This is a genomic window from Streptomyces sp. KR55, from assembly GCF_052245645.1.
GTDB lineage: Bacteria > Actinomycetota > Actinomycetes > Streptomycetales > Streptomycetaceae > Streptomyces > Streptomyces flavusporus.
In genome coordinates this window covers 1-18,483 of the sequence record NZ_JBQQCE010000177.1, presented here as the reverse complement: position 1 = coordinate 18,483, position 18,483 = coordinate 1, and the positions used below count along the sequence as shown (strand labels likewise).

Sequence of the window (18,483 nt, the reverse complement as noted above, 5' to 3'; positions counted from 1 at the left end):
TCACGCGTCGGGGCCCTGTTGTGTGAGCTGACCAGGCTGTGTGATGCCTCACAGCGATCATGGAAACGAGAAACGGGCCCCTGCGGTGACTTCCGTCACCTGCAGAGACCCGTTTCGTCGGTTTCTCCTGGTGCGCGAGGGGGGAGTTGAACCCCCACGCCCTTGCGGGCACTGGAACCTGAATCCAGCGCGTCTGCCTATTCCGCCACCCGCGCATTGGGTGTGTCCTCGGGCCGCTTTCCCTTGGGTTCGGCGCCCTCCGACACGCAGAACATTAGCACGCGGGACGGGGTGGGTTCACATCCCTTTGTTCGGGGCAGGGGCAGCCCCCGTCAGCCCCCGTCAGTCCCATCAGCCCTCCGTCAGGATCGACGGCCCTCCGTCCGTATCAACCTCGTACCGGTCCGGCCCGTCTGCCCAGGAGAGGGGCGGAGTCCACCGTCTGGTGCGGGACACTTGTTTGCGGCCCCCTCTACGATCCATGGAGTTCGAAGGGGAGCGCCGAAGGGAACTTCGTCAGGCGTCGACACCCGTCGACCGGGCTGACAGGGGGAACCAGCCGATTCACCGGCGCGTGGATACGATCAGTAAGCAGTACCGGGTAAGCAGTACGGACGGCAGTACCGCCGGTACCAGCAGTACCGGCAGTACCTGCAGTACACAGGATGGCAACAACGGAGGAGGTGCCCCATGGGAGTCCTGAAGAAGTTCGAGCAGCGTCTCGAAGGTCTGGTCAACGGCACCTTCGCCAAGGTGTTCAAGTCCGAGGTCCAGCCCGTGGAGATCGCCGGTGCGCTCCAGCGCGAGTGCGACAACAACGCGACCATCTGGAACCGCGACCGGACGGTCGTCCCCAACGACTTCATCGTGGAGCTGAGCGCCCCCGACTTCGAGCGCCTCAGCCCGTACTCCGGCCAGCTCGGCGACGAACTCGCCGGCATGGTCCGCGACTACGCCAAGCAGCAGCGCTACACCTTCATGGGACCGATCAAGGTCCACCTGGAGAAGGCGGACGACCTCGACACCGGCCTGTACCGGGTGCGCAGCCGTACGCTCGCCTCCTCCAGCAGCCAGGAGGCCCCGAACCGCGCCCCCGCCGCCGGCGGCGCGCGCCCCGGCGGCTACGGCTACCCGCAGCCGGGCAGCCCCGCGCAACCCGCCGGCGCTCCCCCCATGCCCGCCGCGCCACCGCCCGGCGCCCGCCCCGGCGGCTACGGTTACCCGCAGCCGACCCAGCCCGCCGCACAGCGCCCCGGCGCCGCGCCGGGCGCGCGCACCAGGTACTGGATCGAGATCAACGGCACCCGCCATCAGATCTCCCGCCCGACCCTGGTGATGGGCCGCAGCACCGAAGCCGACGTGCGGATCGACGACCCCGGCGTATCGCGCCGGCACTGTGAGATCCGGACCGGAACGCCCTCGACGATCCAGGATCTCGGGTCCACCAACGGCATCGTGGTGGACGGGCAGCACACCACCCGCGCTACGCTCCGCGACGGCTCGCGGATCGTCGTGGGCAGCACCACCGTTATCTATAGGCAAGCCGAAGGGTGATCCGGGGGCAATGTCAGAGCTGACCCTCACGGTCATGCGGCTGGGTTTCCTGGCCGTACTGTGGCTATTCGTGATCATGGCCGTGCAGGTCATCCGCAGCGACCTGTTCGGGACGCGGGTCACCCAGCGCGGGTCCCGCCGGGAGGCCGGCCGGCCACAGCAGGCCGGCCGCCAGGCACCCCCGCAACAGCGCCAGCAGCCCGCCCAGGGCCGCCAGCGTCGTAACGCCCCGACGAAACTGGTCGTGACCGAAGGCACACTCACCGGCACGACCGTCGCGCTCCAGGGACAGACCATCACCCTGGGCCGGGCACACGACAGCACGATCGTGCTGGACGACGACTACGCCTCCAGCCGGCATGCCAGGATCTACCCGGACCGGGACGGCCAGTGGATCGTGGAAGACCTCGGGTCCACCAACGGCACATATCTCGACCGGAGCCGCCTCACGACCCCCACGCCGATCGCGTTGGGCGCACCGATCCGCATCGGCAAGACCGTCATCGAGCTGCGGAAGTAGTACGACAATGAGCGAGCGGAGCGAGCACGCAGCGGCGGTCCACACCCGGGGCCCCGGCGCGCTCCCGACCGGAGGGTGGGCAGTGTGGCTCGACACGATCGGCTGTACCCGGAGCCGACGGGCGAGGTGCGCATGAGTCTGTCACTGCGCTTCGCCGCCGGTTCACACAAAGGCATGATCCGGGAAGGCAACGAGGACTCCGGATACGCCGGCCCACGCCTGCTCGCCATCGCCGACGGCATGGGCGGCGCCGCGGCCGGCGAGGTCGCCTCCTCCGAGGCGATCTCCACCATCGTCCAGCTCGACGACGACGTCCCCGGCTCCGACGTGCTCACCTCACTCGGCGCCGCCGTCCAGCGGGCCAACGACCAGCTGCGGCAGATGGTCGAGGAAGACCCGTCACTGGAGGGCATGGGCACCACGCTCACCGCCCTGCTGTGGACCGGCCAGCGCCTCGGCCTCGTCCACGTCGGCGACTCGCGCGCGTACCTGCTCCGCGACGGTGTCCTCACCCAGATCACCCAGGACCACACCTGGGTGCAGCGGCTCGTCGACGAAGGCCGCATCACGGAGGAGGAGGCGACCACGCACCCGCAGCGCTCGCTCCTGATGCGCGCGCTCGGCAGCGGCGACCACGTCGAACCCGACCTGTCCATCCGTGAGGTCCGGGCCGGTGACCGCTACCTGATCTGCTCCGACGGACTGTCCGGAGTCGTCTCCCACCAGACGATGGAAGACACCCTCGCCAGCTACCAGGGCCCCCAGGAGACCGTCCAGCAGCTGATCGAGCTGGCCCTGCGCGGCGGCGGCCCCGACAACATCACCGTCATCGTCGCCGACGTCCTCGACCTCGACACCGGCGACACCCTCGCCGGGCAGCTGTCCGACACCCCGGTCGTGGTCGGCGCCGTCGCCGAGAACCAGAACCACCTGCACGACAACGGCATCATGCAGACCCCGGCCGGCCGCGCCTCCGGCCTCGGCCGCCAGGTCCCCGGACAGGGCGGCGGTGGCGGCGAGTTCGGCCCGCCCGGCTCCGGCGACACCACCGGCTACATCCCGACCAGCGGCTTCGGCGCCTACGGCGACGACGACTTCGTCAAACCACGGCCCGGCCGCACATGGCTGAAGAGATCCGTCTACGGGGCACTCGCCCTGGCCGTGCTCGGCGGCGGACTCTACGGCGGCTACCGCTGGACACAGACGCAGTACTACGTCGGCACCAACGGCGAACACGTCGCCCTCTACCGGGGCATCAGCCAGGACCTCGCCTGGGTCTCGCTGTCGAAGGTCGAGAAGGACCACCCCGAGATCGAACTCAAGTACCTGCCCCCGTACCAGCAGAAGCTGGTCAAGGCGACCATGGCCGAAGGCGGCCTGAAGAACGCCCAGGCCAAGATCGACGAGCTGGCCGTGCAGGCTTCCGCTTGCAAGAAGGAGGCCGACCGCCGCGCCGCCGAGGCCGAGAACAACGCGCAGACCGGCCAGGGCGAGGCCGGCGGCACCACGGGAACCACTCGTACCTCTCTCGCGTCCAAGGCCACGCCGAGTCCCTCGGTTTCCGGATCACCGACCCCGACCCCGACCCCGTCCGCGACCGCCACTCCCAGCCCCGGCCCCAGCCTCTCGGAGGAAGAGCAGAAGGTCGTCTCGCTGTGCGGTAAGCAGTAGGCAAGCCGTGAGAGGCCCCGTCACACGATGAGCAGTACTACCAACACGTCGACACAGCACACCTCCACGATCGGCTCGATCGGCACACCGAGCCGGCGCAACACCGAGCTCGGACTCCTGGTGTTCGCCGTCCTCATCCCGGTCTTCGCCTACGCCAACGTGGGACTCGCCATCAACGACGAGGTGCCGACCGGCCTGCTGAGCTACGGCCTCGGCCTCGGCCTGCTGGCCGGCGTCGGCCACCTCGCCGTCCGGAAATTCGCGCCGTACGCCGATCCGCTGATGCTGCCGCTGGCAACCCTGCTGAACGGGATCGGCCTGGTCGTCATCTGGCGTCTGGACCAGTCGAAGCGACTGCAGCAGAGCAGCAGCTACGTCGAGGCGGCACCGCGCCAGCTGCTGTACTCCGCGATGGGCGTCGCCCTGCTGGTGGCCGTGCTGATCTTCCTCAAGGACCACCGCGTCCTGCAGCGCTACACCTACATCTCCATGGCCGCCGCGCTGTTCCTGCTGATCCTGCCGCTCGTACCCGGACTCGGCGCGAACATCTACGGCGCAAAGATCTGGATCAAGATCCCCGGCCTCGGCACGCTCCAGCCCGGCGAGTTCGCGAAGATCATCCTTGCCGTCTTCTTCGCCGGCTACCTCATGGTCAAGAGAGACGCCCTGGCCCTGGCCAGTCGCCGCTTCATGGGTCTGTACCTGCCGCGCGGCCGCGACCTCGGACCGATTCTCGTCGTCTGGGTGATCTCGATCCTCATCCTGGTCTTCGAGACCGACCTCGGTACGTCGCTGCTGTTCTTCGGAATGTTCGTCATCATGCTGTACGTCGCCACCGAGCGGACCAGCTGGATCGTCTTCGGTCTGCTGATGTCCGCGGTCGGCGCCGTCAGCGTGGCGAGCTTCGAGCCGCACATCCAGACGCGTGTGCAGGCCTGGCTCGACCCGATGCGCGAGTTCGAGCTCTCCCGAGCCGGCGTCCAGGACGGCGTCGTCCACTCCGAGCAGGCCATGCAGGCCCTGTGGGCCTTCGGCTCCGGCGGCACCCTCGGCACCGGCCTCGGCCAGGGCAACTCCGACCTCATCGGCTTCGCCGCCAACTCCGACTTCATCCTCGCCACCTTCGGCGAGGAGCTGGGCCTGGCGGGCGTCATGGCGATCCTGCTGCTCTACGGCCTGATCATCGAGCGCGGAATCCGTACCTCGCTCGCGGCCCGTGACCCGTTCGGCAAACTGCTGGCCGTCGGCCTGTCCGGCGCCTTCGGCCTCCAGGTCTTCGTCGTGGCCGGCGGTGTGATGGGCCTCATCCCGCTGACCGGTATGACGCTGCCGTTCGTGGCCTACGGCGGTTCCTCCGTCATCGCCAACTGGGCCCTGATCGGCATCCTGCTGCGCATCAGCGACACCGCACGCCGCCCGGCGCCCGCCCCCGCGCCCAACCCCGACGCCGAGATGACCCAGGTGGTCCGCCCGTGAACAAGCCCCTGCGCCGGATCGCGATCTTCTGCGGACTTCTCGTCCTGGCACTGCTCATCCGCGACAACTGGCTCCAGTACCTCCGCGCGGACGAACTGGCCAGCGACACCGACAACCGCCGCGTCGCCATAGAGCGGTACGCCACCCCACGCGGCGACATCATCGTCGACGGCAAGGCCATCACCGGCTCCAAGCAGGCCTCCAGCGGCGACTTCGAGTACGTCCGCACCTACAAGGACGGCCCCATGTGGGCGCCCGTCACCGGCTACGCCTCCCAGGCCTTCGGCACCAACCAGTTGGAGAACCTCGAGGACGGCATCCTCACCGGCAACGACGACCGGCTCTTCTTCCGCAACACCCTCGACATGCTGACGGGCAAGAAGAAGGAGGGCGGCAACGTCGTCACCACCCTCAACTCCGCTGCCCAGAAGGCCGCCTACGACGGCCTCGCCCAGCGCGGCAAGGGCGCGGTGGTGGCCCTCGACCCGGAGACCGGCAAGATCCTCGCGCTGGCCTCCTACCCGTCGTACGACCCCTCGACGATCGCCGGATACTCCGGGGACGACGCGAAGGCCTGGAACAAGCTCCAGAAGAAGAACAACGCCAACGACCCCATGCTCAACCGGGCGCTGCGCGAGACCTACCCGCCGGGCTCCACCTTCAAGGTCGTCACCGCGGCCGCTGCCCTGGAGCACGGCCTGTACACGGAAGCGGACGCGGCCACCAAGACCCCGCTGCCGTGGACCATGCCGGGCACCACCACCGAGCTGAAGAACGAGGGGAACATCCCCTGCAAGAACGCGACCCTGCGAGTCGCCCTGCAGTGGTCCTGCAACACCGTCTTCGGCAAGGTCGGCTCCGACCTCGGCAACGACAAGATGCTGGAGACGGCGAAGAAGTTCGGCTTCACCTCCGAGCAGTACACCCCGGTCCGCGCCAACGCGTCCGTCTTCTCCGACGACATGAACCAGTCGCAGACCGCGCTGTCCTCCATCGGCCAGTTCAACACCGCGGCGACCCCGCTGCAGATGGCCATGGTCGCCTCCGCCGTCGCCAACGACGGCAAGCTGATGAAGCCGTACATGGTCGACGAGCTCCAGGGACCGGACTTCGACCCCGTGGAGAAGACCGAGCCGGAGCAGATGAGCGAACCGCTGTCGCCGGAAAACGCACAGATCCTGCAGTCGATGATGGAGACCGTCGTCAGCAAGGGCACGGGAACCAACGCACAGATCGACGGCGTCACCGTGGGCGGCAAGACCGGTACCGCCCAGCACGGCGTCGACAACAGCGAAAAGCCGTACGCCTGGTTCATCTCCTACGCCAAGCTCGACGACGGCAGCTCGCCGGTCGCCGTGGCCGTGGTGGTCGAAGACGAGGCCGCAGACCGCGGTGACATCTCCGGCGGCGGCCTCGCAGCGCCCATCGCGAAGAGCGTGATGGAGGCGGTCATCAAGAGCAAGCAGTGAGAGTCCCGTCACGTCACCTTCACATCGGTGCACGTTGCGATACCGGTCCTGTATCGGGTGACGGGCTTGGCCAGGTCACACAAAGCGAGCCGGGTACGGTAGGCCCGGACGGCAGCCTCCGGCCGCACGACGTGCCGGTCGGGACCGACGGAGAGGGCTGGTAGGTAGCTTATGGAAGAGCCGCGTCGCCTCGGCGGCCGGTACGAGCTGGGCCAGGTGCTCGGCCGTGGTGGCATGGCGGAGGTATACCTCGCGCATGACACCCGCCTCGGCCGCACCGTGGCGGTGAAGACGCTGCGCGCGGACCTCGCACGCGACCCGTCGTTCCAGGCCCGCTTCCGCCGGGAGGCCCAGTCGGCCGCCTCGCTCAACCACCCCGCAATCGTGGCGGTCTACGACACGGGCGAGGACTACATCGACGGGGTCTCGATCCCGTACATCGTCATGGAGTACGTCGACGGCTCCACCCTCCGTGAGCTCCTCCACAGCGGCCGCAAGCTGCTGCCCGAGCGCGCCATGGAGATGACCATCGGCATCCTCCAGGGCCTGGAGTACGCCCACCGCAACGGCATCGTCCACCGCGACATCAAACCGGCCAACGTCATGCTGACGCGCAACGGCCAGGTCAAGGTCATGGACTTCGGCATCGCCCGCGCCATGGGCGACTCCGGCATGACGATGACCCAGACCGCGGCCGTCATCGGCACCGCCCAGTACCTCTCCCCGGAGCAGGCGAAGGGCGAGCAGGTCGACGCGCGGAGTGACCTCTACTCGACCGGCTGCCTGCTCTACGAGCTGCTGACCGTCCGTCCCCCCTTCATCGGCGACTCCCCGGTCGCCGTCGCGTACCAGCACGTCCGCGAGGAGGCCCAGCCCCCCTCGGTCTTCGACCCCGAGATCACACCCGAGATGGACGCCATCGTCCTGAAGGCACTGGTCAAGGACCCGAACTACCGCTACCAGTCCGCCGACGAGATGCGCGCCGACATCGAGGCCTGCCTCGACGGCCAGCCGGTCGCGGCCACGGCAGCAATGGGCTCGGTCGGCTACGGCGGCTACCCGGACGACCAGCCGACCACCGCCCTGCGCTCCGACGGTCACGCCGGCGCCACCACCCTGCTCCCCCCGGCCAACCCGGACGACGGCGCCTACGGCTACGACGACCGCCCCGACCGGCGCCGCCAGAAGAAGTCCAACACCTCCACGATCCTGTTGGTCGTCGCGGCCGTGCTGGTCCTGGTCGGCGCGATCCTGATCGGGCGGTGGGCCTTCGGGGGCGGAGGTGTCGGCAACGACACGGTGAAGGTGCCGAACTTCGTGGGGCAGACGGAGGCGGACGCGACGAGGCTGGCGACCAACTCCGATCTGAAGCTGTCGGTCAGCAACAAGCCCTGCGAGAACCAGAAGAAGGGCAACGTCTGCGACCAGGACCCGGATCCCGACACGACGGTCGACAAGGGCACCTCGATCAACGTCGTGGTGTCGACGGGGGCGCCGAAGGTGGCGGTGCCGAGTGTCGTGGGCGACAGCCTTGAGGACGCGACGGCGACACTCGAGAGCGACAAGTACGAGTTCGTGGTCAAGACGAAGGAAGAAGAGTCCACGGCGGAGGAACCGGGCACAGTCCTTGAACAGGACCCAGCCCTCGGTGAGGAAGTGGAGAAGGGTTCCACGATCACCCTCACCATCGCCAAGGCCGAGGCGAAGTCCACCGTCCCGGCCGTCATCGGCCAGACCTGTGAGGCGGCCCAGGCGCAGATGGAGGCCAACGACCTCACCGGTACCTGCGTGGACACGCCGACCACCGACCCCAACCAGGACGGCAAGGTCATCGAGACGACGCCGGGGGTGAACTCGCAGGTCGACAAGAACTCGACGGTGACCATGAAGGTCGGCAAGCTGCAACAGAAGACGAAGGTGCCGGACGTCCGCAACAAGACGGTCGCCCAGGCCAAGCAGGAACTGACGGCGGCCGGCTTCACGAACATCCAGTTCGCGGACGGCAGCGACCAGAGCGACACGGCGTTCGTCATCAACCAAGATCCGGGCGGCGGCAACGAGGTCGACGACCCGGCGAGCACGACGATCACCCTGCAGACCGTGAACTTCGGCGGGGGCAACAACGGAGGCGGCAACGGAGGCATCATCGGAGGCAACGACTCCGACTGACCTCGCCGCAACGTGAGTGGGCCCTGCCGGGACTTTCTGGCAGGGCCTACTTGGTTGTGCGGCTCCGCATAGCCGTGCACACCTCGATCGTGTCTTCGTATTTCACGACTCGTTGACTGGTTGGGGTGGGGCATCAGGGCTCTGCCTCGGCCATACGGCCAGGACAAATGGTGAAGGGGCAGAGCGTGATCAACGAATCGGCGCTGCTGGAATCGAAGAGCCTGCGCGACAGCGTGCTGGAGCGCACGGATGTGCTCGACAGGGTGAAGGCGCTGTCGCTGCTTCCTGACGGGATGCATGTGACGACGGCGATGGTGGCGGCTTACTTCGGAGTCACGGTCGAAGTCATCCGGCAGCTGACAAAGCGCCACCGCGAAGAACTACAAGTCAACGGCATGGCAGTGCTGCGAGGCGCTGACCTGCGGAAGTTCGAGAGTGACAACGCGTCACTCTCGCTGGGAAGTTATCCACAAGCCCGCCGCAGTCTCACTATCTACTCCCGGCGCGCCGTTCTCAACGTCGCCATGCTCCTGCGCGACAGCGATGTCGCCCGTCAGGTGCGCACATACCTCCTCGACATGGAGTACCTGGCGCGCACACAGCCTGTGGAAAACCCGGCCCCCACTGACTCCACAGACGTCGTATCCCTCGACGACCGCATCGACCAGCGCATCACCCACATCCTCGGCAAGACGGTCGTACCGATGTTCAACGCCCTGATCGAAACGTCAGGCGAGCACCGCAGGGAGCTGATCGCGCTCCGCGCAGGCGTCCAGCGCATCGAGCGTCGGCTCCACCAGCACCACGCCCGGCTGAAGCGGCTCGAAGGGGTACGGGACGACCGCCCCGTCGTCGGAGTCATGGCCGCCATGGACGCCATGAACGGCCGCACGTTCGAGCGCCACATCGCCAAACTGCTGCAACGCGACGGCTGCACCAACGTCGTCGTACAAGGCGGTCACGGAGACCGGGGCGTCGACATCATCGCGCTCACAGCCGACGGGCGACACCTCGTCGCCCAGTGCAAGAGGTTCGCGCCGTACCTCTCCATCACCAGCCCGGACGTCCAGAAGTTCATCGGGTCGGCGAAGGTTCTGTACGGCGCGGAAGTGGCGCTCTATGTGGCGACGTGCCCCTTCACACCTGAGGCCCTGAGCATTGCCGCCGAGGCCGGCATCACCGCCGTACACCGCGGCGTGCTGGAGGAGTGGGGCGCCGGTGAACCGCTGAAGATCCTGGAGTAGGCATGGCATGACGCAGAGAGGCCCGAAGCCGCAAGAGAAGGTTGCGGCTTCGGGCCTCCGCCATGCTAGGGGACAGAGGTCCTCGAAGGACCTCTGTCAGCCGCGCAGCTCCTCCGGCACCGTCCGCTCCCCATCCACCTTCTCCACCCGCTCCAGCTCCCCCCACACCACATACCGGTACCGGCTCGTGAACACCGGCGTGCACGTCGTCAGGGTGATGTACTTGCCGGCCTTGTTCTTGCCGGACTCCTTGGGGATCGCGTCGAGGACCTTGACGTTGTACTTCGAGGTTTCAGGGAGGACGGCGTAGACCTTGTAGACGTACCACTTGTCCTTCGTCTCGAAGACGATCGGGTCGCCCTTCTTCAGCTTGTCGATGTCGTGGAACTTCGCGCCGTGGCCGTCGCGGTGGGCGGCGAGGGAGAAGTTGCCGTTCTTGCCGCTGGTGGGGAGGGCCGCCTTGACAGGGTCGGTGTAGTAGCCGGCGACGCCGTCGTTGAGGAGCTCCGTGGACGTTCCCTTCTTGATCAGGATCTCGTCCTTGTCCATCGCGGGCACGTGCAGGAAGCCGATGCCGTCCTTGGTGTCCAGCGCGCCGGGCCCGGAGGGCACGGAGCTGGCCCAGTTGTCGCGGACCTTGTCGCCCTCCTGGTCCGCCTTGCGGTCCGCGAGGACGTTCGTCCACCACAGCGAGTAGACGACGAACAGGCCGAGAACGAGACCTGCAGTGATGAGGAGCTCACCGAAGACGCTGACCGCCATGGCGATCCGGCCGGGGCCGCGGCACCGCGGCCCGGGCGCAGCGGGGCCGGTGTCGGTGTGCTCTTCGCGATCGGTGGTCGCTGCCACTGTTCCTCTGCCCCTGCCCTTAACTGACGAGCGCATCCGGCTTGCCCTTGCTGCGCGGCCGTTCCTCGACCATCTTGCCCCAGACGATCATCCGGTACTTGCTGGTGAACTCCGGCGTGCAGGTCGTCAGGGTGATGTACCGGCCGGGCGTCTTGAAACCCGAGTCCTTGGGGACCGGATCCAGGACACTGACGTTGCTCGGCGAGGTCACCGGAAGGATCGACGCCATCGAGTAGACGAAGTACGTGTCCTGCGTCTCGACAACGATCGGATCGCCCGGGTCGAGACGGTTGATGTACCGGAACGGCTCGCCGTGCGTGTTGCGGTGGCCGGCCAGCCCGAAGTTACCGGTCTTCGCTTCCGGCATCGCCGTCTTCAGCGCGCCCTCCGCGTAGTGGCCGACCATGCCGCGGTCGAGCACCTTCTTGTTGCTGGTGCCCTCGGCGATCGGCACGACCACGTCCAGCTTGGGAATGTGCAGCAGGGCGAAGCCCTGGCCCGGCTCGAAGGTGCCCGGGTTGCGCTTGCCGCTCGCCCAGTCGTCCTGCAGCTGGCTCGCCTCGTTGCCGGCCTGCGCATGCGCCCGGACGTTCGTCCACCACAGCTGGTAGGTGACGAACAGCAGCATCAGCACGCCGGTGGTGATGAACACCTCACCGATCACCCGGCTGGCGACCACCGCCGGGCTCGGTCTGCTCGCCCGCGCCTGCCGCCGCGCCTCCACACGGGACAGGGGACGCTGCGGAGCCGTCGTGGCGTCGGTGTCGGCGGGCCTACGGGAGCCTCCGTGCCGTCCGTGACGCCGCTTGGCGGCCTTTCTGCGGGCCGCGCGGCCACCGTGGGCAGGTCCAGTGACCGAAGGGGCTGACGGGGCGGGAGAAGCCGATATGGACTCGCCGACGGGACGCACCTCGCCCGGCGGCTCGGGTATCCGCAGCGCGACGGTCTCCTCGTCGACGGGAGGCTCGTACGGCGCCTGATACGGCTCCTGGGACGGGGGATACCCCTCCGTGCCGTACCAGTCCGTACCGGGCGCCGCGGTCACGCCGTGGCCCTGCCCACCACCGGGGCGAGCCCCGCCGACCTCGCCACCGCTCCATGGTCGCCGCACTCCACCAGCCAGTTGGCCAGCATCCGGTGACCGTGCTCGGTCAGCACCGACTCGGGGTGGAACTGCACACCCTCGACCGGGAGTTCACGGTGTCTCAGGCCCATGATGATGCCGTCGTGCGTCCGCGCGGTGACCTCCAACTCGGCCGGCACGGTGACCGGCTCGGCGGCGAGAGAGTGGTAGCGAGTCGCCGTGAACGGCGAGGGCAGGCCCGCGAAGACGCCCTTGCCCTCGTGCTCGACGAGCGACGTCTTGCCGTGCAGCAACTCCGGCGCACGGTCCACGACACCGCCGTACGCCACCTGCATGGACTGCATACCGAGGCAGACACCGAAGACGGGCACCCCACCGGCCGCACAGTGCCGGACCATGTCGATACAGACACCGGCCTGTTCGGGGGCGCCGGGACCGGGCGACAGCAGCACACCGTCGAAACCGTCATCGGCGTGCGCGGTCGAGACCTCGTCGTTGCGCAGGACCTCGCACTCGGCACCCAGCTGGTACAGGTACTGCACCAGGTTGAAGACGAAGCTGTCGTAGTTGTCGACGACGAGAATGCGCGCGCTCACTGGTTGTCCACCGTCACATCGTTGAAGGGAAGCAGCGGTTCGGCCCACGGAAAGACGTACTGGAACAGGACATAGACCACGGCCAGGATCAGTGCCAGTGAGATCAGCGCCTTGACCCACGCGTTCCCCGGCAGATGCCGCCAGATCCAGCCGTACATGCCGTCCCTTCCGTCGCACCACGGCACCAGACTTACGCCGTACTGCACCAGACTAACGGCGCAGGGCCGCTGGTTTCCCGGCCTCCACAGGCTGCGTGGAATCGAGATGCGCCCAGACGATCAACCGGTGGCTGTGGCCCCACTCCGGTTCGCAGGTCGTCAGGGTCAGATAGCGGCCCGCACGCGTGTACCCGGACGAGCGGGGCACGGGGTCGATCACCGCCACATCCGTGGGCACCGTCTTGTACGGCCCCTTGTCGATCCGATACGTGAACCAGGTCGCCCCATCGGTCACCACCACCGCGTCGCCGCGACGCAGCCGGGGGAAATCCTTGAAGGGATCACCGTACGTGCGCCGATGACCCGCCACCGAAAAGTTCCCCTTCTGACCGAGCTGCGCGGTGCCGGCGTAGTGGCCGAGGCCCTTCTTCAGGGTGTCGGTGGCGGTGCCCTCGAGCACGGGCTTGTTCCACGTGAAACCAAGACGCGGGATGTACATGATCGCGAACGGTTTCCCGTTCTCGTACGCCGCCGGCTTCGGGGGGCTCGCGGAGGCACCGGGGGCTGCGCCCGGCTGCACGGCCCCCTGCGACCACTGCTCCTGGAGCCGGTCGATCTCGTCGTCCATGACGTTGTCGGCCTTCACGCCGGTCCAGAACAGCACATAGACGACAAAGAGCACGATCACAGTGCCGACGGTGATGCACAGTTCGCTGACGGTCCTGACGATCACGCGCACCGGCGGCTCCTGAGCGGCGCTTACTCCACGGGCTTCGCGTAGTGCAGGTCCACTGTGCCCGAGTAGCCGGGCAGAGTCACCGTCCCGTTCTCCTCCACTTTCCAGCCCAGGCCGTAGACATTGACGTACACCATGTAGTTCTGGATCGCCGGCGACACCGAAAGCGCCTGCTGCAGCTTCTCCGGGTCGCCGACCGCCGTGATCTTGTACGGCGGTGAGTAGACCCGGCCCTGGAGGATCAGGGTGTTGCCCACACAGCGCACCGCGCTGGTGGAGATCAGCCGCTGGTCCATGACCTTGATCCCCTCGGCGCCGCCCTCCCACAGGGCGTTCACCACGGCCTGCAGGTCCTGCTGGTGGATGACCAGGTAGTCGGGCTGCGGCTCCGGATAACCGGGGAGCTTGGCGGTGGCGTTCGGCGGAGCGTCGTCGAGCGTCACCGTCAGCGCCTCACCGGTGAGCTTCTGAGTACCCGCGTTCTTCTCCAAGGCGGCGAGCTTGTCGTCCTCCGCCTTGGTGCTGCCGTCGTCGCGCTCGGCGAGGGACTCGACGTCCTCACGCAGGGCCGCGTTGGACTCGTCCAGTTCGCCGTTGTTCCGGCTGCGCTCCTCAATCAGGTCGGAGAGCTTCAGCAGAGACGCATCCGTACGGATATTGGTGCCTTTGGCCGTATGGAAACTGGTGAAGAAAATGAGCCCCGCGAGAGCGAAGACGCCCACCGTGAGCAGCCGCACGGGCCGGAAAGCCCACCGGCGGGCAGGACTGGTTCCCGCCCCGGGGGAGTCGGCAGAATTGCTCAACGTACCCTTATCTCCTTCGGCGCCACGGAAGCACTACGCTAACGGACGCCCGGGGGAGCGCTCTGAGCCCCTTTGCACACGCCCCCGGACGTTGCCCCGAGCCCGACCCAGTTCCCTGCGCGGCCACGCAGCGCATCGACAGGAGAGACCCTCGTGCCGAAGTCACGTATCCGCAAGAAGGCCGACTACACGCCGCCGCCGTCGAAGCAGGCGACCAGCATCAAGCTGAACAGCCGCGCCTGGGTCGCGCCGGTCATGCTTGCCATGTTCCTCATCGGGCTGGCCTGGATCGTCGTCTTCTATGTGACCGACGGTTCGCTGCCGATCGACTCGCTGGGCAACTGGAACATCGTGGTGGGCTTCGGCTTCATCGCGGCCGGATTCGGCGTCTCCACCCAGTGGAAGTAGCCCGGTCGACGACCAGGCGAGCGGGCGGTGAACACAGCTCTGCCCACGGCTATCCGCTGAGTTATCCACAGCCGTGAGAATTTCCACAGCCAACCTGGGGAAAAGACGACGATCTGTGGATAACGCATCGGACGTTGACACCGGTACGACAGCCACACCGTCCCCTGAAAGTTTGTTCGCCCCCTGTCTGACCTGCGGAAACGCAGGTCACCGACAGGGGGCACACCTGTTCCCGCACAGCGTGCACAAGATTCACCACGCACTGTGGACAACATGACAGCTCAGTGGATAACCACCCGGCTCAGCTGAGCTGCGCGGTCCGCAGCAGCGTCATCCCCACGACGACCGCCAGGACCAGCGCACAGGTGCCGTACTGGACCAGTGCCCGGCGTTCGCGCGGGGCGTGGACCATGGCGTAGCCGATGACCAGGCCGGCGGCGAGTCCGCCGATGTGGGCCTGCCAGGCGATGTCGAAGCCCGGGCTGAACGTGAAGATCAGGTTGATCGCGAGCAGGGCGATGACCGGGCGCATGTCGTAGTTGAGCCGGCGCATGAGCACGGCTGTCGCGCCGAAGAGGCCGAATATCGCACCCGAGGCACCGAGCGAGGCCGTCGTCGGGGCTTCCAGCAGATAGGTCAGGGCGCTGCCGGCGAGGCCCGAGACGAGGTAGAGCGTGAGGTAGCGGGCGCGGCCGAGGGCGGCTTCGAGGGGGCCGCCGAGCCACCAGAGGCTGAGCATGTTGAAGCCGATGTGCCAGATGGCTTCGTGGGTGAACATCGAGGTGAACAGGCGGTACCACTCGCCCTCTGCGACGCCCTCTGTCGGTCCCCAGGGCGCTGGTGGCCATTCGCCGATGAGGAGGATGTGGTTGAGGAGGGATGGTTCGGCCCGGCCGGCGATGAATACCGCGAGGTTGATTCCGATGAGGATCTTGGTGAGGAGTCGGGGGTCGGCGACGACGGTGCCGCCTGCGATGGTGCGGGGGCGGGAGGCGCCCGGCGCGTGTCCGGTGCCGGCGGCGTCGCGGACGCATGCGGGGCACTGGAAGCCGACGGAGGCGCTGACCATGCAGTCGGGGCAGATCGGGCGTTCGCAGCGGGTGCAGCGCACGCCGGTCTCGCGGCCGGGGTGGCGGTAGCAGGCGGGCGTGCCGGCGGCGCCCTGCGGACTCTGGTTGTCCGGGCCGTGGTTGTGCGGGCCGTTCGGGCTGCCTGGCGCCTGGTCCATGAGGTCCCCTCATTGTCGAGTCCGACAGAAACGCCCCGCTCTCTTTACGGACGAGCGGGGCGTTTGGTTCCCTACGGGAGGTCTCGGACTCGGCTCTTGCGGGTCCTCCGACTCGGTCCTCGTGGGCTTTCCGGCTCAGCCCTCGCGGGTCTCCACGACGACCGACTCGATGACGACGTCGTTGAGGGGGCGGTCGGTGCGCGGGTTGGTCTGGGCGCTTGCGATCGAGTCGACGACCTTCTGGCTGGCCGCGTCCGTGATCTCGCCGAAGATGGTGTGCTTGCGGTTCAGCCAGGCCGTCGGGGCGACGGTGATGAAGAACTGCGAGCCGTTGGTGCCCGGGCCGGCGTTGGCCATCGCCAGCAGGTAGGGCTTGTCGAACTGCAGGTCCGGGTGGAACTCGTCCGCGAACTGGTAACCGGGGCCGCCCGTGCCGTTGCCCAGCGGGTCGCCGCCCTGGATCATGAAGCCGCTGATGACCCGGTGGAAGACCGTGCCGTCGTACAGCTTGTCCGTGGACTTCTGGCCCGTGGCCGGGTGGGTCCACTCACGCTCGCCCTTGGCGAGCTCGACGAAGTTCTTGACCGTGATCGGCGCATGGTTCGGGAAGAGCCGAACCTGGATGTCGCCGTGGTTGGTCTTCAGGGTGGCGTAAAGCTGCTCAGCCACGATCTGCCTTCCGTTGTCTTCCTGTGACCCCACGATCCTCGCACGGCCTGCGCCGTACGTCGCCCGACGTGCTGTTTCGGGCGGGAATCCGGGCGGAGGGCTTGCAGATTTCCCGATGAGTCGTTCCGTGGCGGGAGCGCGGAGCGGCGATCCGTGGCATTGTCGACGACAAGCTCCTGTTGCCGTATTCATCCGCTATTGCGCGGCGACCATGACCCGGATGCCCGCCCTCACATGCCACGTCACGCTTGGGCAGGCATGATCCGTAAAAGGGTGGAAAGTCGAAATACGTACGCCACCGAGGAGGAGGAACCCGTGACCCGCATCGACAGCGTGCGCGCCGCGACCGGCTCGGCGAAGGACAGCGTGCTGCACGCCGCGGAAGTGGTGGCGCCGTACGCCGACACGGCGAAGGACCGGGCCGCGCACTACGCACACGAGACACGCGTACGGCTCGCGCCCAAGGTGTCGCAGGCGGCCGGGCAGGCCCGCGTCCAGTACGAGTCGCATCTCGCGCCGCGCCTGGAGCAGGCTCGTTCGCATGTGCCGCCGAGGGTGGACCACGCCGCCCACGAGGCCGCTTTCCGTACCCGTATGGCTGCCCGGCAGGCTGTCGGCTACTCCCGGCCGAGGATCGAGCAGGCAGTGGCCGCGGCCGGGCCCGTCAAGGACGAGGCGGCGTCGCGTGGTGCCGCCGCGCTGGCCGCGCTGCGTGGCCAGGTCTCGGCCGAGGAGATCCACAAGCTGGTCCGCAAGCATGAACGGCGGGCCAAGGCCGGCCGGGCCGTGAAGGTGCTGGCGGTTTTCGGCGTTCTCGCGGGCGGCGTTTTCGCCGCCTGGAAGTGGTGGGACAAGCAGGCCAACCCCGACTGGCTGGTCGAGCCGCCCGCCGCGACCGAGGTCTCCGAGTCGGGCCAGCTCGCGTCGGTGGACGGCAGCGGACAGTCCGTGCTCGATCCCGAGGTGCAGGCCAAGGAGGCCGAGGAGGAGGCCGCGGACCGCGAGGACCGCGGCTGAGCCGTCTGACCGTGGGGCGGGAGACTCGTGGGTCTCCCGCCCCGCAGTGATGATTCACGCGGATGCTTCCCGTAGAACGGCGTTTCACAGGAAACCGGCGAGTGGCGCGCGCCCTGCGTCGTACGGCCGTAACTTGCTTGCTATCGCACCTGGTTGACGATCGCGTGGCACAGCCGTACCCCACTTGTCACATGCGCGAGCTGCGGCGCTGAATGCCAAGAACGGCACCGTGCGTCAGGAGCGTGGTGACACCGTTCATCCCTGCGTACGAGGGTGAGTCCGGTTGCGCCTGCAATGAGCTGTCGCAGGTGCACCGGCCGTCAACAGTTGAGCTGGGACATCCACCGAAGCGCCGATCCTCCGGTGTGAGTGGCTCAGCCGGGTCCGCCACGCGGATCCGGCATCCGCCGGCGCAGTGCCTGGGCCGGGTCGGGCAGGTCGACGTCCCACGGACTGGCAGAGTCCACGGCGTCGAGGGCCGGGGTGCGTCCGCCTGGACTGAAGCGGGACGCGTGGAAGCCCGACCGATCCAGTCGGCGTGCTTCGAGGCGCCGTTGCCGCTCCCTGTGCGTACACGTGTGCTCCGCGTGCCCCGACACACGAAAATGCCCTCTGAAACTGCGTTTCCGCAGGTCAGAGGGCATTTACTGGGTGGAGCCTAGGGGAGTCGAACCCCTGACATCTGCCATGCAAAGGCGTTAAGGGTGGCTCTGCTACCTGCATGAATCCAGTCACAGGCCGGTTGACCAGGCAAAACGCATCCCTGCGTTACCCGCAATATCCCGGCCTTTCCCGTTGCCATGTGTACGGCATGTGTACTGGAACGGGGCGG

General features: G+C 67.6%; 17 protein-coding genes and 1 tRNA gene. 9 read left to right on the top strand and 9 right to left on the bottom strand.

The window, feature by feature from the left end; genetic code table 11:
• Positions 1–128: 128 nt before the first annotated feature.
• Positions 129–215 (bottom strand) — tRNA-Leu (locus ACTWQJ_RS25040).
• Positions 216–690: 475 nt separating this feature from the next.
• On the opposite strand from ACTWQJ_RS25040, the gene ACTWQJ_RS25035 reads away from it, so the two are divergent.
• The 7 genes from ACTWQJ_RS25035 (at position 691) to ACTWQJ_RS25005 (ending at position 10,103) form a co-directional block, all read left to right on the top strand.
• Entirely contained in the window at positions 691–1,554 is an 864-nt protein-coding gene (locus ACTWQJ_RS25035; protein WP_385510417.1) for an FhaA domain-containing protein, read from the top strand.
• A gap of 10 nt (positions 1,555–1,564) precedes the next feature.
• Positions 1,565–2,074, top strand: a complete 510-nt coding sequence (locus tag ACTWQJ_RS25030) for an FHA domain-containing protein FhaB/FipA (RefSeq protein ID WP_443308825.1) — start codon at positions 1,565–1,567, stop codon at positions 2,072–2,074.
• A gap of 132 nt (positions 2,075–2,206) precedes the next feature.
• Entirely contained in the window at positions 2,207–3,745 is a 1,539-nt protein-coding gene (locus ACTWQJ_RS25025) for a Stp1/IreP family PP2C-type Ser/Thr phosphatase (RefSeq protein ID WP_443308827.1), read from the top strand.
• Positions 3,746–3,772: 27 nt separating this feature from the next.
• Entirely contained in the window at positions 3,773–5,221 is a 1,449-nt protein-coding gene (locus ACTWQJ_RS25020) for an FtsW/RodA/SpoVE family cell cycle protein (protein ID WP_443308824.1), read from the top strand.
• Entirely contained in the window at positions 5,218–6,690 is a 1,473-nt protein-coding gene (locus tag ACTWQJ_RS25015) for a peptidoglycan D,D-transpeptidase FtsI family protein (RefSeq protein WP_443308823.1), read from the top strand. Before ACTWQJ_RS25020 ends, ACTWQJ_RS25015 begins: the two co-directional genes overlap by 4 nt.
• A gap of 171 nt (positions 6,691–6,861) precedes the next feature.
• A complete protein-coding gene (gene pknB / locus ACTWQJ_RS25010; RefSeq protein WP_443308822.1) occupies positions 6,862–8,859 on the top strand; it encodes a Stk1 family PASTA domain-containing Ser/Thr kinase in 1,998 nt (665 codons plus the stop codon).
• 185 nt (positions 8,860–9,044) lie between these two features.
• Positions 9,045–10,103: a restriction endonuclease gene (locus ACTWQJ_RS25005; RefSeq protein WP_443308821.1), complete on the top strand. Its 1,059-nt coding sequence runs from the start codon at positions 9,045–9,047 to the stop codon at positions 10,101–10,103.
• Positions 10,104–10,199: 96 nt separating this feature from the next.
• Here the strand turns inward: ACTWQJ_RS25005 and ACTWQJ_RS25000 are convergent, their stop codons facing one another.
• Genes ACTWQJ_RS25000 through ACTWQJ_RS24975 form a run of 6 tightly spaced genes read right to left on the bottom strand, consistent with a single transcriptional unit; the run spans position 10,200 to position 14,329 of the window.
• Positions 10,200–10,952: a class E sortase gene (locus ACTWQJ_RS25000; RefSeq protein ID WP_443308820.1), complete on the bottom strand. Its 753-nt coding sequence runs from the start codon at positions 10,950–10,952 to the stop codon at positions 10,200–10,202.
• Positions 10,953–10,971: 19 nt separating this feature from the next.
• Positions 10,972–12,075 carry a class E sortase gene (locus ACTWQJ_RS24995; protein WP_443308826.1) on the bottom strand — a complete coding sequence of 368 codons (1,104 nt, stop codon included), beginning with the start codon at positions 12,073–12,075 and terminating at the stop codon, positions 10,972–10,974.
• Positions 11,994–12,632, bottom strand: coding sequence for an aminodeoxychorismate/anthranilate synthase component II (locus tag ACTWQJ_RS24990; protein WP_443308819.1), 639 nt, complete (start codon positions 12,630–12,632; stop codon positions 11,994–11,996). The genes ACTWQJ_RS24995 and ACTWQJ_RS24990 overlap by 82 nt, the downstream gene beginning before the upstream one ends.
• Entirely contained in the window at positions 12,629–12,790 is a 162-nt protein-coding gene (locus ACTWQJ_RS24985; protein ID WP_218516021.1) for a hypothetical protein, read from the bottom strand. Before ACTWQJ_RS24985 ends, ACTWQJ_RS24990 begins: the two co-directional genes overlap by 4 nt.
• A 52-nt stretch (positions 12,791–12,842) precedes the next feature.
• On the bottom strand, positions 12,843–13,529 hold the full coding sequence (locus ACTWQJ_RS24980; protein WP_443308818.1) for a class E sortase: 687 nt from the start codon (positions 13,527–13,529) through the stop codon (positions 12,843–12,845).
• Positions 13,530–13,549: 20 nt separating this feature from the next.
• The gene (locus ACTWQJ_RS24975; protein WP_443308817.1) at positions 13,550–14,329 is read right to left on the bottom strand and encodes a DUF881 domain-containing protein; all 780 of its coding nucleotides are present in this window, start codon (positions 14,327–14,329) and stop codon (positions 13,550–13,552) included.
• 153 nt (positions 14,330–14,482) lie between these two features.
• On the opposite strand from ACTWQJ_RS24975, the gene crgA reads away from it, so the two are divergent.
• The gene (crgA, locus tag ACTWQJ_RS24970; RefSeq protein WP_129798863.1) at positions 14,483–14,737 is read left to right on the top strand and encodes a cell division protein CrgA; all 255 of its coding nucleotides are present in this window, start codon (positions 14,483–14,485) and stop codon (positions 14,735–14,737) included.
• A gap of 301 nt (positions 14,738–15,038) precedes the next feature.
• On the opposite strand, the gene ACTWQJ_RS24965 is transcribed toward crgA, so the two are convergent.
• Both ACTWQJ_RS24965 and ACTWQJ_RS24960 read right to left on the bottom strand, forming a co-directional pair.
• On the bottom strand, positions 15,039–15,965 hold the full coding sequence (locus tag ACTWQJ_RS24965; protein ID WP_443308816.1) for a rhomboid family intramembrane serine protease: 927 nt from the start codon (positions 15,963–15,965) through the stop codon (positions 15,039–15,041).
• A gap of 135 nt (positions 15,966–16,100) precedes the next feature.
• Complete coding sequence (locus tag ACTWQJ_RS24960) at positions 16,101–16,634, bottom strand: peptidylprolyl isomerase (RefSeq protein ID WP_443308815.1); 534 nt, start codon at positions 16,632–16,634, stop codon at positions 16,101–16,103.
• 315 nt (positions 16,635–16,949) lie between these two features.
• Between ACTWQJ_RS24960 and ACTWQJ_RS24955 the strand changes: the two genes are divergently transcribed.
• Positions 16,950–17,651: a DUF5324 family protein gene (locus tag ACTWQJ_RS24955; protein ID WP_443308814.1), complete on the top strand. Its 702-nt coding sequence runs from the start codon at positions 16,950–16,952 to the stop codon at positions 17,649–17,651.
• The last annotated feature ends 832 nt before the right edge of the window (positions 17,652–18,483 follow it).

Bases quoted from the DNA above. Each gene is read 5' to 3' on its own strand.
- ACTWQJ_RS25020 (WP_443308824.1), top strand. From the start codon at position 3,773: ATGAGCAGTACTACCAACACGTCGACACAGCACACCTCCACGATCGGC.
- ACTWQJ_RS25025 (WP_443308827.1), top strand. From the start codon at position 2,207: ATGAGTCTGTCACTGCGCTTCGCCGCCGGTTCACACAAAGGCATGATC.
- pknB (WP_443308822.1), top strand. From the start codon at position 6,862: ATGGAAGAGCCGCGTCGCCTCGGCGGCCGGTACGAGCTGGGCCAGGTG.
- ACTWQJ_RS25035 (WP_385510417.1), top strand. From the start codon at position 691: ATGGGAGTCCTGAAGAAGTTCGAGCAGCGTCTCGAAGGTCTGGTCAAC.
- ACTWQJ_RS24985 (WP_218516021.1), bottom strand. From the start codon at position 12,790: ATGTACGGCTGGATCTGGCGGCATCTGCCGGGGAACGCGTGGGTCAAG.
- ACTWQJ_RS25030 (WP_443308825.1), top strand. From the start codon at position 1,565: ATGTCAGAGCTGACCCTCACGGTCATGCGGCTGGGTTTCCTGGCCGTA.
- ACTWQJ_RS24965 (WP_443308816.1), bottom strand. From the start codon at position 15,965: ATGGACCAGGCGCCAGGCAGCCCGAACGGCCCGCACAACCACGGCCCG.